Raw genomic sequence first — 13,200 nt, forward strand, 5'->3', positions numbered from 1 at the left:
AGACTGTCCAGAGTTGGTCGGATCTTCTAACTTTCGCTGGGGGCGTTCGTGGCGCACTATCTCGACGAGCGGTCGGGGCGGACGTACGCCATCACCCCCGACCGGTGGCGCGGCGACGACGGGGCGCCGCTGACCGTCGCCCCGCTGCCCGGCATCGGGCCGGCCGACGTCGACACCGCCGAGCGCTCACTGTGGCGCTACCGCGCCGCCCTGCCCGAGGTGGCGCGGCCGGTCTCGCTCGGCGAGGGCCGCACCCCGCTGGTCGCCGGGGCCTGGGGCGGCACGGAAATCCGCTTCAAGCTGGAGTGGTTCGCGCCCACCGGCAGCTTCAAGGACCGCGGCGTCAGCGTGCTCGTCTCCCACCTGGCCGCCTCGGGCGTCACCGAGGTGATCGAGGACAGCTCGGGCAACGGCGGCGCCTCGGTCGCCGCCTACTGCGCGGCCGCCGGCATCCGCGCCCGCGTCCTGGTGCCCGCCGGCACCTCCCCCGCCAAGGTCCTGCAGAGCCGCGCCTACGGCGCCGAGGTCGAGGAGGTCCCGGGCGACCGCGACGCCACCGCCGCGGAGGCGCTGCGCCGCGCCGCCCACACCCCGTACGCGAGCCACAACTGGCACCCGTTCTTCCTCCAGGGCACCAAGACCATCGCCTACGAGCTGTGGGAGGACCTGGGCTTCACCGCCCCCGACGCCGTCGTCACCGTGGCCGGCGCAGGCAGCCTGGTGCTCGGCTGCGACCTGGGCTTCGGCGAACTGCTCGCCGCCGGGGAGATCGCCCGCCGCCCCCGGCTGCTGGTCGCCCAACCGGCCAACTGCGCGCCGCTGCACGCCGCCCACCAGGGCCTCGACCGGCCGGCGTTCGCGCCCACCATCGCCGAGGGCGCCGCCATCCGGGAGCCCGTGCGGGCGCCTGAGGTGCTGGCCGCGATCCGCCGCTCCGCCGGCGACACCGTCGCGGTCCCGGAACCCGACATCGCGGCCGCCGTCCGCGGGCTCGCCGCCGCGGGACTCTACGCCGAACCGACGAGCGCCACCGCCGCCGCGGCCGTCGACGCCTTCCGCGCGCGGGGCACGATCCGTCCCGGCGAGACGACCGTGGTCGTCCTCACCGGCAGCGGCCTCAAGGCACCGCACCTGATGAGCCGCCTCCTGGCCCCCGGGAGCGGCGCGTGAACGGCCCGCTGTCCGAGGACGAACTGCTGCTGCGCGAGGCCGAGAAGATCGTGACGGCCGTCGGCCGGATGTTCCCCGGCCTGTGCGAGGTGGTGCTGCACGACCTGCGCGACCCGGAGCACGCGGTCCGCGCCATCGAGAGCGGCCTCTCGGGCCGCGCCGTCGGCGACCCGGCCACCGAGATCGGCCTGGCCCGGATTCAGGACCCGGACTTCCCCGACGTCCTGCAGAACTACCCCAACCGCTTCCCCGACGGCCGCCCCGCCAAGAGCACCTCCATCGGCATCCGGAACGGCAGCGGCGCCTACGTCGCCGCCATCTGCCTCAACCTGGACGTCTCCGCCCTCGGCGCCGCGGCCGCCGCCCTGACCGCGCTGGCCCGCACCGAGGCCGACGACCGCCCGCCGGCCGAGACCCTGCGCGCCCGCACCCTCGACGAACTACGCTCGGCCGCCGCGGAGTTCGCCACCGCCCGGGGCAGCGTCAGCCCGCGCGGACTGCGCGCCGCCGACAAGCGGGAACTGGTCCGCGACCTCAGGGACCGGGGCTTCCTCCAGGTCAAGCACGCCGTCCCCACGCTGGGCGAGATCCTCGGCGTCTCCCGGGCCACGGTCTACAACCACCTCAGGTAGGCCCCGGGTGAGACGACCGCTTATGCGGGCGCGTCCCCCGACGATGGCCGCCGGGCGGCGCCGGGCCGTTCGGATCGCTGGCGCGGGGTGCCGGCCCCGCCCCGCCCCGGCCGGCGCGGCGGTGGCGTGGGCGCCCTCACCCGGCAGACCTCGCTCCGGGGCGGGCGGGCGGGGCGGTGGCGCGGCGCCTTCACCCGACACTCTCCGCGCGGAGCCGGCGACGCGGCATCCGCAGCCACGCGCCACGCGTCGAGCGGCTGACGGTGGACACCGGCCGGCCCCTGCCTCGACGGCCGTCACGCGCCGGGCCGGCCGCCAGGCCGTTCCGCACCCGCGCGGAGGGCACGGCGCGGCGCCGGCCGCAGGCCGGCGCCCGCCGTGGCTACGGCCGCCAACCGCTTCGCGGCTTCGCCGCGCAGCGTCACCGCGTAGCGAACTCCGCGTCCAACGCGGCCAGTTCAGCCTCGAACCTGGCGCGGGCCGTCGCCTTCTCGGTGGGTGGCAGCCAGGACGCGTCGATGGAGTTCAGGGCCATCTGCCGCAGCCGGGGCCGTGGTACGCCGATCGTCTCGGCGGCGATCCGGTACTCGCCGGCGAGGCTGGTCGGGAACATGCCGGGGTCGTCGGAGGCCAGGATCACGTTGAGGCCGGCGTCCAGCATCGCGGCGATCGACGCGCGGCGCCACGGTCGCCAGGAGCGGCGCGAGGTGGTGGAGATGACGGTGAACGGCACGCCCTCGTCCCGGCAGCGCGCCACCACCGCGTCGTCCTCCAGGACGTAGTAGCCGTGGTCGATCCGGTCGCAGCCCAACAGGTCGAGGCAGGTCACGGTGTTCACCGCCACCGGCGCGTGCTCCGAGGCGTGCGCCGTGCGGCGCAGCCCCGCCTCGCCCGCCAGCCGGTACGCCTCGGCGAACCGCTCGGGCGGGCCCGCGACCTCCAGGTTGACCAGGCCGATCCCCGCCAGGTACTCGTGCTCCGTGGCCACCACCCGCCGCACGTAGTCGAGCGCCCAGTCGGCGTCCTTGCTGCGGTCGATCGAGCCGATCAGCCGGCCCGTCATCCCGAAGTCGCGCTCCGCGAGCCGGATTCCCTCCGCGCACGCCTCGACCATCCCGGCGAAGCCCAACCCGGCCAGCCCCGGCGGCACGTCGTCCACGTGCAGTTCCAGGTGCCGGACGGCGCCGCGGTGCGCGTCCTCGAACGCCTCGTAGGTGATCCGGGTGAAGTCGTCCGCGTCCCGCAGCGCCTCCTCCACCCAACCGCTCGCCCTGAAGAGGGAGTAGGAGACCTCCGGCTCGTCCGGCGCCCGCTCCTGCGGCACCGGGATCCGGGTGTTCCGGTACAACTCCGGGTCGGGCGGCAGCGAGTTGATGTCGCGCCAGATGGCCTCCGGCTCGGCCGGCAGGTCGAGCCCCGCGCGGCGGGCGAGTTCGGCGAAGGTCGACGCCCGCGTGGTGCCGATCAGGTGGACGTGCAGGTCCGCCTTGGGCATCCGCGCCAGGTACTCGAGGTCGACGTCGTGCGGTGTCTCAGGCATGGCTCACTTACGGAAGTGGAATGCCCGGGCCGGCGAGGGCAGGGCCGCGTCGCCGACCCGGGCGTCTGTGGGTGGGGGTGGGGGAAGGAGAAGACCCGGCTCAGCCGCCGGAGACCTCACGGGCGAACCGCTCCACCCACTCGGTGCGGTTGTCCACCAACTGCTGCGGGTCGAGCGTCTCGTAGCCGGCCGCGACCGGGTCGGTGGCCGCCTCGCCCATCAGCTCCGCGAACGTCTCGGACGGCGCCACCTCCGGGTTCACCGGCAGGTCCGACTCGACGCTCGCCTGCTGCCCCTCGACCGACAGCATGTAGTCGATGAAGGCGTACGCGCCCTCGGCGTTCGGCGCGCCGTCCGGGATCATCAGCCGGTTCGTCGCCATGTAGCGGCCCTCGGCCGGCGGCACCCAGTTCACCGGCTCGCCGGCCGCGATCAGCGGCGGGACGAAGGCGCTGATGGTCGGCACGGCCGCGATCTCGCCCTGGGAGATCAGGTTGGTGACCTCGGTGGTCGAGCTGTAGAACTGCAGGACGTCCGGCGCCCATTCGCCCATCGTCGAGAACGCGGTGTCCATGTCGTACGGGCCGTCGCCGAACTGGGTGCCGATGCCGGAGGCCGTCAACTGCCCGGCGGTCGCGGAGATGTCCGGCAGCGCGACCCGGCCGGCCAGCGCCGGGTCGCCGAAGGTCCCCCAGTCGGCGGCCTCCTCGGCGCTCAGCTCGTCCGTCCGGTAGAGGACGCCGTTGAGCTGGTAGGTGTAGGCCGGTCCCGCGTAGGCGTCGTCGACCGCGAAGTCCGCGATGGCGTCCAGGTTCGGCACGTCCTCCGCGTCGAACTCCTGGAAGAGGCCCTGGTCCTGGCCGAGCGCCGCGAAGGTGTCGGAGATCAGCATCACGTCGATGCCCGGGTCCCCGGCCGCCAGCTGGAGCTGGGTGAGCCGGTCGGCGTTGCTGCCGCTCTCGATCTCGACCGTGGCGCCGGTGGCCTCCTCGAACGGCTCCACGATGTTGGCCTCGAAGTCCTCCTGCCCGAAGGGGAAGGTGGACACCACGATGGTGGCGCCCTCCAGGCCGTTCCCGCCCCCGCCGCCGGAGCCGGCGTCGTCCGACGAGTCGGAACCGCAGGCGTTCAGGGTCAGCGTGGTGGCCACCACGCCGGCGCCCACCGCGGCCAGCCTGGGCAACCGTCGTCTCGTCCGCTTCACGTTCATGGGGTCGTGCTCCGTTCGTGCGTGTACTGAAGGGCTTCAGCCGGCGAGCGGCACCAGATGGTCGGGGCGCGCGGAGACCGTCACCCTGCCTCCCGGAGTCAGCGCGGCGCGGTCCTCGGGGGTGAGCTCGTCGCCCCGCAGCGAGGCGACCAGCGGCGTGGTGTCGCCCTCGGCCTCCTTCGCGTCGAGCGAGACGCGGACCTCCACCCCTCGGTAGGCGATCGCCCGCACCGTCGCGGAGACCGCGGTCTCCCCGCCCGCCGCGTCGCCGGTCGTGACGGTCAGCAGCTCGGGCCGTACCGTCACCAGGCCACGCCCGGGCAGGGTGAGGAAGTTCTCGTAGCCGAGGAACTCGGCCACGAACCGGTTGGCGGGCGCGGGGAACAGCTCCTCGGGCGCGCCCTGCTGCATCACCCGGCCCGCGTTCATCACGACCATGTGGTCGGACATCTCCAGGGCCTCCTCCTGGTCGTGGGTGACCAGGACGACGGTGAGGCCGGTCTCCGCCTGGATGCGGCGGATCTCGCCACGCATCTGCACCCGCAGCCGGGCGTCCAGGTTGGACAGCGGCTCGTCGAGCAGCAGCAGCCGCGGCCGGATGGCGATGGCGCGGGCCAGCGCCACCCGCTGCTGCTGGCCGCCGGAGAGCGCCTTGGGCCGGCGGTCGGCGAGGTGGCCGAGCCCGACCAGCTCCAGCGCCTCCGCGACCCGCCGGTTCCGTTCGGTCTTGGCCACCTTGCGCAGCTTCAGCCCGAAGCCGACATTGGCGGCGACCGTCATGTGCGGGAAGAGCGCGTAGGACTGGAAGACCATGCCGAGGCCGCGCTTCTCGGGCGGCGTGGCGGTGTGGTCCTCGCCGCCGATCCTGATCGTCCCGGCCGACGGCTCCAGGTAGCCGGCGAGCATCCGCAGCGACGTCGTCTTGCCGCAGCCGCTCGGCCCGAGCAGCGTGGTGAGGGCGCCCTCGCGGATGGTGAGATCGATCGAGTCGACGGCGGTGAAGTCGCCGAAGTGCCGGCTGACCCCCACGAACTCGGCGGCGGTGGTCATCGGTTGATACCTCCGAAGATGCGGGCGAAGCCCAGGACGCGTTCGGCGACGAGGGCGAGCACGACGGTTCCGGCGAGCAGCAGCGTGGACATCGCGGCGATGATCGGCGTGTAGTTCTGCTGGACGTAGTCGAGCATGGTGACGGGCAGGGTGCGGAAGTCGCGGGACTGGAGCAGCAGCGAGATCGGCACGTTGTTGAAGGAGGTGACGAAGCTCAGCAGCGCCGCCGAGATGATGCCGGGCCGCAGCACCGGCAGCGTCACGGCGAAGAAGGTCCGCAGCGGCGAGGCGCCGAGGCCGCGGGCCGCCTCCTCCAGCGCCGGGTCGGCGAGCACCAGCGAGGCGCCGGTGACGCGCACGGTGTACGGCAGCAGCAGGGCGGTGTGGCCGATGAGCAGCGCCTGGAAGTTGTCCAGCTTCATCTGGAGCATCAGCTGCTGGAAGAGGGCGAGGCCGACCACCAGCTCGGGCAGCACCAGCGGGGACAGGAACAGGCCCTCGACCAGGGACTTGCCCGGCAGCCGGCCGCGCATGATCGCCAGCGTGGCGGGGATGCCGACGGCGAGGGCCACCGCCGTGGAGAGCGCGGCGAGTTGGAGGCTGGAGACGAGGGCGTCCGTGAACGGCTGGTAGCTCGTGGCCTCCTCGAACCAGCGCGTCGAGAAGCCCTCGGGCGGGAAGCGCAGGGTCTCGCCGTCGGTGAACGCGGTGGCGACCACGAACAGGATCGGCACGATCATCACGATGTAGCCGAGCACGGCGAGGGCCGCGGCTACGGGGCTGCGGCGCTTCACCTGATCTGCCCCTTCCGACTCGCGAGGGTGGAGGCGACGTAGACCAGGAGCACCAGCACCGTCATCACGATCGCCGTCGCGGAGGCCGCGGCCCAGTCGAGGGTGACGCCCGAGTAGCTGTACAGCTGGGTGGAGAGCATCCGTTGCCGGGAGCCGCCCAGCAGGTAGGGCGTGGTGTAGGCGGTGACGGCGCCGGCGAAGACGAGGGTGGCGGCCATCGCGATGCCCGGCATGGACAGCGGGATCACCACGCTCCACATCGTCCTGGTCCGCCCGGCGCCGAGCCCGCGCGCCGCGTCGTCCAGGCCGGCGTCGACCTGGGCGACGGCCGAGTAGCAGGTGACGATGGCCAGCGGCAGGAAGAGCTGCACCAGGCCGAGGACGACGGCGAGTTCGGTGTAGAGCAGCTGCGGCGCCTCGTCGGATATGCCGAGGGCGGTGATCGCCCGCCCGACCACGCCGTTGCTGCCGAGCACCACGAGCCAGCCGTAGGTGCGCACCACGTTGCTCAGCAGCAGCGGGAAGATCGCCAGCGCGAGCAGCGGCCCGGCCCAGCGGGACCGGGAGCGGGCCAGCAGGTAGGCGGTCGGGAAGCCGAGCAGCACGCAGATCGCGGTGACGACGAGGCCGACGCGGAGCGTGCGCCAGATGATCTCCAGGTCGTAGGGGTCACTGAGCATCCGGCCGAGCCGGTCGAGGACTTCGCCCGTCTCCACCCGGGGGGGCGACAGCAGCATCACGAGGGAGGGCGCGACGACGCCTCCCACGAGCAGCGCGAGCCCGGGCAGCAGCAGCGCGAGCGCTATTCGGCGCGATCGGATCAAAGTGTGTCCTGGTAGCTCTCTGGGTTGCTCTCTGTGTCCACAACCGGTTGCGCAACCGGTTGCGGTGACAGTAGTTTGCTGAGCGGCGCCGCGTACAGGGGGCGTTATTAACTCTTTGTAAAAGTCCCCGAGCGCCCTTCACCCTGGGTAAGATCACCCGCACACGATTGAGGAGTCCGGTGCCAACGCTCGACGACGTCGCCAGGGCCGCCGGCGTCTCCAAGTCCACGGCTTCCAGGGCCCTTTCCCGGCCCGCCCTGGTCGCCCCCGAGACGGTGCTGCGGGTCCGGCAGAGCGCGGAGCGGCTCGGCTTCGTCCCCAACCGCGCGGCGACCGCGCTGGCGCGCGGCCGCACCGGGATCGTCGCGGTGGTCGTCCCCACCCTGGAGAACGCGTTCTTCACCCCGATCATCGGCGGCGCCCAGCACCGCGCCGCCGAGTCCGGACTCCAACTCACCGTCGTGGTCAACGCGTTGCGCGACGACTCCGATCTCGACTCGTTGACCCAGCTCTCCGCCCAGGTCGACGGCTTCCTGCTGACCGCCCCGCTCGGCTCCGAGTCCCGCACGCTGGCCGCCTGCCAACTCAAGCCGACGGTCCTCGTCGACCGCGAGATCGCCGGCGTCTCCTCCGTGATCGCCGACACGGCGACGGCCTTCGCCGCCGTCGCCCGCCACTTCATCCGGGACGGCCACCAGCGGATCGCCCTGGTGGGCGGCTCCAACCGCTCCTGGCAGAACGAGCAGCGGATAGCCGCCGTCCGGGCGGCCACCGCCGGCCTCGCCGAGCTGGCCATCTTCGACCCCATGCCGCCGACGTTCGCCGCCGGCACCGAGATCGCCCCGGCCCTCGCCGAGAGCGGCGCCACGGCCGTCATCCCCTACGCCACCGCGCTCGGCCTCGGCATCGTCTTCGCCCTGGGCGCCCGCGGCGTCGCCGTCCCCGACGGCATGGCCATCACCATCGAACGCCAGGTCGCGGCGGCGCTCGGCCTCACCACCATGCCCACCATCGACGTCGACGGCGCCGAGCTCGGCCGCACGGCCATGTCCGCCCTCCACGACCTGATGACCCGCGACACGGCGGAGACGGCGGCCCGCCTACGACTGCCGGTACCGGTGGTCTTCCCGCCGGGCGGGTAGCGCGGTTCGGGCTTTCAGGCGACGGCCTCGGCCGAGAACGTCACCCCGGCCTCCCCACCCGGCACCACCCGCAGCTCGACACGGGCCTCCAGCGCCCGCGCCAACAAGGGAAGCAGCGTCGGACGGAAGGTGTCCGGATCACCCAACTCGATGCCTTCGACCTCGTCGACCGTGACGCCGAGCCGATCCGCCAGCCCGTCCTCGGAGAGCCCCATGGCCACGCGACGGTCATGAACCGCCTGGCCGAGCGCCATCAACAACCGGATCTGTTCCCGCTCCGCCTCGACCTCCGGCGGCGGGCCTTCGCCTCGGTGATCGGGATGGTCTCCATGCCGACCATAATGGCGACCGGTCGGAATTATGACCCCCTCAGCCCACGGCCCCTGTTCCGGTTCGGCGGGCGGGCCAAGCGCGGAGGGGTCGCTGGAGGCGACGTCGTACGGCAGCCGTGCCGGCTCCGGGTCGGCCGCGCCTCCAAGCTCGTGCTTCCTCCTTGCGCTGCTCCGGCAGCCGCTTGGACAGTAGCCTCGCGGAGCCGTTCGCCCGCTGCGCCCCGAACGCGCTCCTCAACGCCTCTACCGAGATGGCCCGTCGGGACGGTTTGGCTATTCGCCATCCGGCCCTGGCGTGGCGGCGCCGTCCGAGGGTGTCGCCGGCGTCGCGTAGAGGATGTCGCGGGCCTGTTCCGCGGCGCGGGTGATGCTCTCGCCGATGAAGTCGACGAAGCGGGCGATGTTCTCGAGGCGGACGGCCGCCGGGGTGTCGGGGCCGAGGATGGCGACGCCCTGCCGAGCGACCTCGGCGAGCTGGGCCTGGGACCGGGCGGCGATGAGCGTCGACTGGTACCAGAGCTCGTTGTCGACGACATAGCGCTCGCGACGGCGCTCGTCCCGCTCCCGGCGGATGAGGTCCAGGCCCTCCAGGAAGGTGATCGCCTTGGAGACGGACGCCGGGCTGACCTGGAGGCGCTGGGCGAGCTCGGACGCGGTGAGACTGCCCGCGTCGGTGACATAGAGGGCGGCCAGCACCCGGGCCGTCATCTTCGGCAGGCCCTGCTGCATGAAGAGCGTGGCGAACGACTCCTCGTACTCGCGCACGGCCTCGGCGTCGCGCCCGTCGGCTCCCGAGGGAGCCTGCGGCCCGCGGGGCACGGCCCGCCTGCGCCGGTGGGCACGACGTTCGGTGGCGCGGTGCGCCAGGTCGGCGCGGTAGGAGGTGGGGCCCCCGTTGCGCATCACCTCACGCGTGACCGTCGAGGTGGGGCGGTCGAGACGCCTGGCGATCTCCGCGTAGGCGAGGCCGTCGGCCAGGCCCAGCGCGATCTGCTGGCGTTCCTGCTGGGTGAGTCTGCCTCCGGGCATCGCGATCTCCTCCGCGCTTCTCAGGTGCCCGCAGCATAGCGTTCACCCTCGATCCATTGCAACGCGAAGGCGTTCGCCTGTTGCGTTACCTCTAGCCTCGTTGCAATGAAATCACTGCTCTCACCTGCGTGTATCCAACCAGAGCGCAACAAGCTCATTGCCAGATCCATGAACGCAACGTAGCTTTTCCATTGTCAGAAACGACGAACGCAAGAGGAGCTCACGATGCACACCTTCGACACCCCCGCCCCGATCTCCGCCCTGCTGGACGTCCCCGCCGGCCAGATCCGGTTCATCGCGGCCGACCGGGCCGACACCACCGTCGAGGTCCTGCCGGCGAACGCCGCGAAGGGCCGCGACGTGAAGGCGGCGGAGCAGACCACCGTCGAGTACGTCGACGGCGTCCTGCGGATCGACGCCCCGGCGGCGGAGAACCAGTACTTCGGCCCCTCCGGATCCATCGAGGTCACCGTCAAGCTGCCCGCCGACTCCCGCGTCAAGGCCAAGGCCGCCAGCGCCGAGTTCCGGGCCGTCGGCCGCCTGGGTGACGTCGTCTTCGAGGGCGCACAGGGCGCGGTCAAGATCGACGAGGCCGCCAGCGTGCGGCTGACCGCGATGGACAGCGACGTCGAGGTCGGCCGGCTGGGCGGCGCCGCCCAGATCAGCACCCAGAAGGGCGACATCCGGATCGCCCAGGCGGTGCGCGGGTCGGTCGTCCTGACCACCCAGCTGGGCGACATCTCGATCGCGGCCGCCGCCGGCGTCTCGGCCGCGCTGGACGCCAGCACCGGCTACGGCCGGATCGACAACGCCCTCAAGAACGACGGCACCGCCGGCCTGACCATCCGCGCCACCACCTCCCACGGCGACATCGTCGCCCGCGGCCTCTGACTCTCCGAGGAGCACCGATCATGACGAACCTGGCCATCGCGGCGAACGGGCTGCGTAAGTCCTACGGCGAGAAGACCGTCCTGGACGGTGTCGACCTGGCCGTCCCGGAGGGAACGATCTTCTCCCTCCTCGGCCCGAACGGCGCCGGCAAGACCACCGCCGTGAAGATCCTCTCCACCCTCATCACCCCCGACGCCGGCCAGGTCCACGTCGGCGGCCACGACCTGGCCACCGCACCGCAGGCGGTGCGCGCCGCGATCGGCGTCACCGGTCAGTTCTCCGCCGTCGACGGGCTGATCACCGGCGAGGAGAACATGCTCCTGATGGCCGACCTGCACCACCTCCCCAAGCGGGAGGGACAGCGGGTGACCGCCGAACTCCTGGAACGCTTCGACCTGGTGGAGGCGGCGAAGAAGCCGGCCTCCACCTACTCCGGCGGCATGAAGCGGCGGTTGGACATCGCCATGACCCTGGTCGGCAGCCCGCGGATCATCTTCCTGGACGAGCCGACCACCGGTCTCGACCCGCGCTCCCGTCACACCATGTGGGGCATCATCCGCGAACTCGTCACCGGCGGCGTGACGGTCTTCCTCACCACCCAGTACCTGGAGGAGGCCGACGAACTCGCCGACCGCATCGCGGTGTTGCACGACGGCACCATCGCCGCCGAGGGCACCGCCGACGAACTCAAGCGCCTCATCCCCGGCGGCCACATCCGCCTCCGCTTCACCGACCCAGCCGCGTACCGGACCGCCGCCACGGCACTCCGCGAAGCCGCCCCCGACGACGAGGCCCTCACCCTCCAACTGCCCAGCGACGGCAGCCAACGCGAACTGCGCTCCATCCTCGACCACCTGGACACCGCCGGCATCGAGGCCGACGAACTCACCGTCCACACCCCCGACCTCGACGACGTCTTCTTCGCCCTCACCGCCACCACCACCAAGGAGGCTGTCCGATGAGCACCCTCGCCCTCGCCGTCCACGACTCCACCACCATGCTCCGCCGCAACCTGCTGCACGCCCGGCGCTACCCCTCCCTCACCCTGAACCTGCTGCTCACCCCCGTCATGCTCCTGCTGCTGTTCGTCTACGTCTTCGGCGACGCGATGAGCGCGGGCATCGGCGGCGGAAACAGATCGGACTACATCGCCTACCTCGTGCCCGGCCTGCTGCTGATGACCATCGGCTCCACCACCATCGGCACCGCCGTCTCCGTCTCCACCGACATGACCGAGGGCATCATCGCCCGCTTCCGCACCATGGCCATCCACCGCGGCTCGATACTCGTCGGCCACGTCGTCGGCAGCGTCCTGCAGTGCGTCGCCAGCGTGATCCTGGTCGGCGCCGTCGGACTCGCCATCGGCTTCCGCTCCACCGACGCCACCGCCCTGGAGTGGCTCGCCGCCCTCGGCCTCCTCGCGCTCTTCGCCACCGCCCTCACCTGGATCGCCGTCGGCATGGGCCTGGTCAGCCCCAACGCCGAAGCCGCCAGCAACAACGCCATGCCGCTGATCTTCCTCCCCCTCATCTCCAGCGCCTTCGTCCCCGTCGACGCCATGCCCGGCTGGTTCCAACCCATCGCCGAATACCAGCCCTTCACCCCCGCCATCGAAACCCTCCGCGGCCTCCTCCTCGGCACCGAGATCGGCCACAACGGCTGGCTCGCCACCGCCTGGTGCCTGGGCCTCGCGGCGCTCGGCTACCTCTGGTCCACCTCGGTCTTCAACCGCGACCCGAGGTAAGCCCCATGACCGCGCCCCAGGGCGGCGTACCCCGACACCACGTCGGAGTACGCCGCCTTCGGCGTTCCCCCGACCGTCCAGCACGGCCCGCACACCGGACGCCTGCCCCGGCCACCCTGACAGCGATATTAGCCCGTGCTAATATCGACTGTGAGTGGACCGTACGAACTGAGGTTCTTCGCGGACGTCCTTGACTGGATCAACGACCTGGCGAAGGAGGACCGCGACAGCTATCTCCACGTCATCGCCGCCCTGGAGCGCCTTCGGGAAGAGGGGCCAGCGCTGCGCCGCCCCACAGTCGGCGCCGTCAATGGCAGCCAATTCCGCAACATGCGCGAGCTCCGCCCGAGGAACGGTTCCACCGTCTGCATCCGGATGCTTTTCGTCTTCGACCCTGCCAGACGGGCGATCTTTCTCGTGGCTGGAAACAAGGCCGTCAGGCGGCACTGGAACGCCTGGTACGAGGGAGCAATCCGTGAAGCGGACGCGAGGTACGAGGCCTACCTGCAGGCACTGGAAGAGGAGGAGGACAAGTGAAACTGGGCGGTATGGACGATGTCACGGCTGACGTCGGCCCTGAGGAGCGAGCCCGTGTCGACGCGATCAAACGGGACATGATCAATGCCGAGCGCGGCCACGAGCTTGCCTCACTACGTAAGGCGCAGGGCATGACTCAGACGCAGGTGGCGAAGGCGATGGGGGTCACCCAGGGGCGGGTCAGCCAGATCGAACAGGGGCAGGACCGTCTCGACACCACCACGATGGCCGCATATCTGCACGCCATCGGCGGCGAGTTGACCATAGTGGCCACGGTCGGGAACGTGTCCGTGCGGTTGTGACAC

16 protein-coding genes are annotated in these 13,200 nt (G+C 71.8%); 8 read left to right on the plus strand and 8 right to left on the minus strand.

From position 1 onward, the window contains the following. Positions 1–48: 48 nt before the first annotated feature. Positions 49–1,170, plus strand: a complete 1,122-nt coding sequence (locus RNC47_RS07655; RefSeq protein ID WP_311596727.1) for a pyridoxal-phosphate dependent enzyme — start codon at positions 49–51, stop codon at positions 1,168–1,170. Further along, the gene (locus tag RNC47_RS07660; RefSeq protein WP_311596729.1) at positions 1,167–1,802 is read left to right on the plus strand and encodes a helix-turn-helix transcriptional regulator; all 636 of its coding nucleotides are present in this window, start codon (positions 1,167–1,169) and stop codon (positions 1,800–1,802) included. The genes RNC47_RS07655 and RNC47_RS07660 overlap by 4 nt, the downstream gene beginning before the upstream one ends. A gap of 421 nt (positions 1,803–2,223) precedes the next feature. On the opposite strand, the gene RNC47_RS07665 is transcribed toward RNC47_RS07660, so the two are convergent. The 5 genes from RNC47_RS07665 to RNC47_RS07685 form a co-directional block, all read right to left on the minus strand. Continuing rightward, complete coding sequence (locus RNC47_RS07665) at positions 2,224–3,342, minus strand: adenosine deaminase family protein (RefSeq protein WP_311596731.1); 1,119 nt, start codon at positions 3,340–3,342, stop codon at positions 2,224–2,226. 100 nt (positions 3,343–3,442) lie between these two features. After that, positions 3,443–4,552 (minus strand): extracellular solute-binding protein, encoded by a 1,110-nt coding sequence (locus tag RNC47_RS07670; RefSeq protein WP_311596732.1) that lies wholly within the window; start codon positions 4,550–4,552, stop codon positions 3,443–3,445. A gap of 36 nt (positions 4,553–4,588) precedes the next feature. Beyond that, on the minus strand, positions 4,589–5,602 hold the full coding sequence (locus tag RNC47_RS07675; protein WP_311596734.1) for an ABC transporter ATP-binding protein: 1,014 nt from the start codon (positions 5,600–5,602) through the stop codon (positions 4,589–4,591). Beyond that, positions 5,599–6,396 carry an ABC transporter permease gene (locus RNC47_RS07680; RefSeq protein ID WP_311596736.1) on the minus strand — a complete coding sequence of 266 codons (798 nt, stop codon included), beginning with the start codon at positions 6,394–6,396 and terminating at the stop codon, positions 5,599–5,601. The genes RNC47_RS07675 and RNC47_RS07680 overlap by 4 nt, the downstream gene beginning before the upstream one ends. Then, on the minus strand, positions 6,393–7,220 hold the full coding sequence (locus RNC47_RS07685; RefSeq protein ID WP_311596738.1) for an ABC transporter permease: 828 nt from the start codon (positions 7,218–7,220) through the stop codon (positions 6,393–6,395). The genes RNC47_RS07680 and RNC47_RS07685 overlap by 4 nt, the downstream gene beginning before the upstream one ends. 179 nt (positions 7,221–7,399) lie before the next feature. On the opposite strand from RNC47_RS07685, the gene RNC47_RS07690 reads away from it, so the two are divergent. Then, complete coding sequence (locus tag RNC47_RS07690; protein WP_311596740.1) at positions 7,400–8,362, plus strand: LacI family DNA-binding transcriptional regulator; 963 nt, start codon at positions 7,400–7,402, stop codon at positions 8,360–8,362. A gap of 14 nt (positions 8,363–8,376) precedes the next feature. On the opposite strand, the gene RNC47_RS07695 is transcribed toward RNC47_RS07690, so the two are convergent. The 3 genes from RNC47_RS07695 to RNC47_RS07705 form a co-directional block, all read right to left on the minus strand. Beyond that, complete coding sequence (locus tag RNC47_RS07695) at positions 8,377–8,616, minus strand: helix-turn-helix transcriptional regulator (RefSeq protein ID WP_311596742.1); 240 nt, start codon at positions 8,614–8,616, stop codon at positions 8,377–8,379. A 351-nt stretch (positions 8,617–8,967) separates the two neighbouring features. After that, positions 8,968–9,723, minus strand: a complete 756-nt coding sequence (locus RNC47_RS07700; RefSeq protein ID WP_311596744.1) for a GbsR/MarR family transcriptional regulator — start codon at positions 9,721–9,723, stop codon at positions 8,968–8,970. 20 nt (positions 9,724–9,743) lie between these two features. Beyond that, positions 9,744–9,893 carry a hypothetical protein gene (locus RNC47_RS07705; protein ID WP_311596746.1) on the minus strand — a complete coding sequence of 50 codons (150 nt, stop codon included), beginning with the start codon at positions 9,891–9,893 and terminating at the stop codon, positions 9,744–9,746. Between the two features lie 55 nt (positions 9,894–9,948). On the opposite strand from RNC47_RS07705, the gene RNC47_RS07710 reads away from it, so the two are divergent. The 5 genes from RNC47_RS07710 to RNC47_RS07730 all read left to right on the plus strand — a co-directional run bounded on the left by RNC47_RS07710 (position 9,949) and on the right by RNC47_RS07730 (position 13,197). Then, positions 9,949–10,614, plus strand: coding sequence for a DUF4097 family beta strand repeat-containing protein (locus RNC47_RS07710; protein ID WP_311596748.1), 666 nt, complete (start codon positions 9,949–9,951; stop codon positions 10,612–10,614). Between the two features lie 20 nt (positions 10,615–10,634). Next, positions 10,635–11,576: an ATP-binding cassette domain-containing protein gene (locus RNC47_RS07715; protein WP_311596749.1), complete on the plus strand. Its 942-nt coding sequence runs from the start codon at positions 10,635–10,637 to the stop codon at positions 11,574–11,576. Next, positions 11,573–12,358: an ABC transporter permease gene (locus RNC47_RS07720; protein ID WP_311596752.1), complete on the plus strand. Its 786-nt coding sequence runs from the start codon at positions 11,573–11,575 to the stop codon at positions 12,356–12,358. The genes RNC47_RS07715 and RNC47_RS07720 overlap by 4 nt, the downstream gene beginning before the upstream one ends. 150 nt (positions 12,359–12,508) lie before the next feature. Beyond that, positions 12,509–12,895: a type II toxin-antitoxin system RelE/ParE family toxin gene (locus RNC47_RS07725; protein WP_311596754.1), complete on the plus strand. Its 387-nt coding sequence runs from the start codon at positions 12,509–12,511 to the stop codon at positions 12,893–12,895. 11 nt (positions 12,896–12,906) lie between these two features. Then, entirely contained in the window at positions 12,907–13,197 is a 291-nt protein-coding gene (locus RNC47_RS07730) for a helix-turn-helix domain-containing protein (RefSeq protein WP_311596756.1), read from the plus strand. Positions 13,198–13,200 lie beyond the last annotated feature (3 nt).

The sequence above is a fragment of the Streptomyces millisiae genome, assembly GCF_031845425.1.
Taxonomy (GTDB): domain Bacteria; phylum Actinomycetota; class Actinomycetes; order Streptomycetales; family Streptomycetaceae; genus Streptomyces; species Streptomyces millisiae.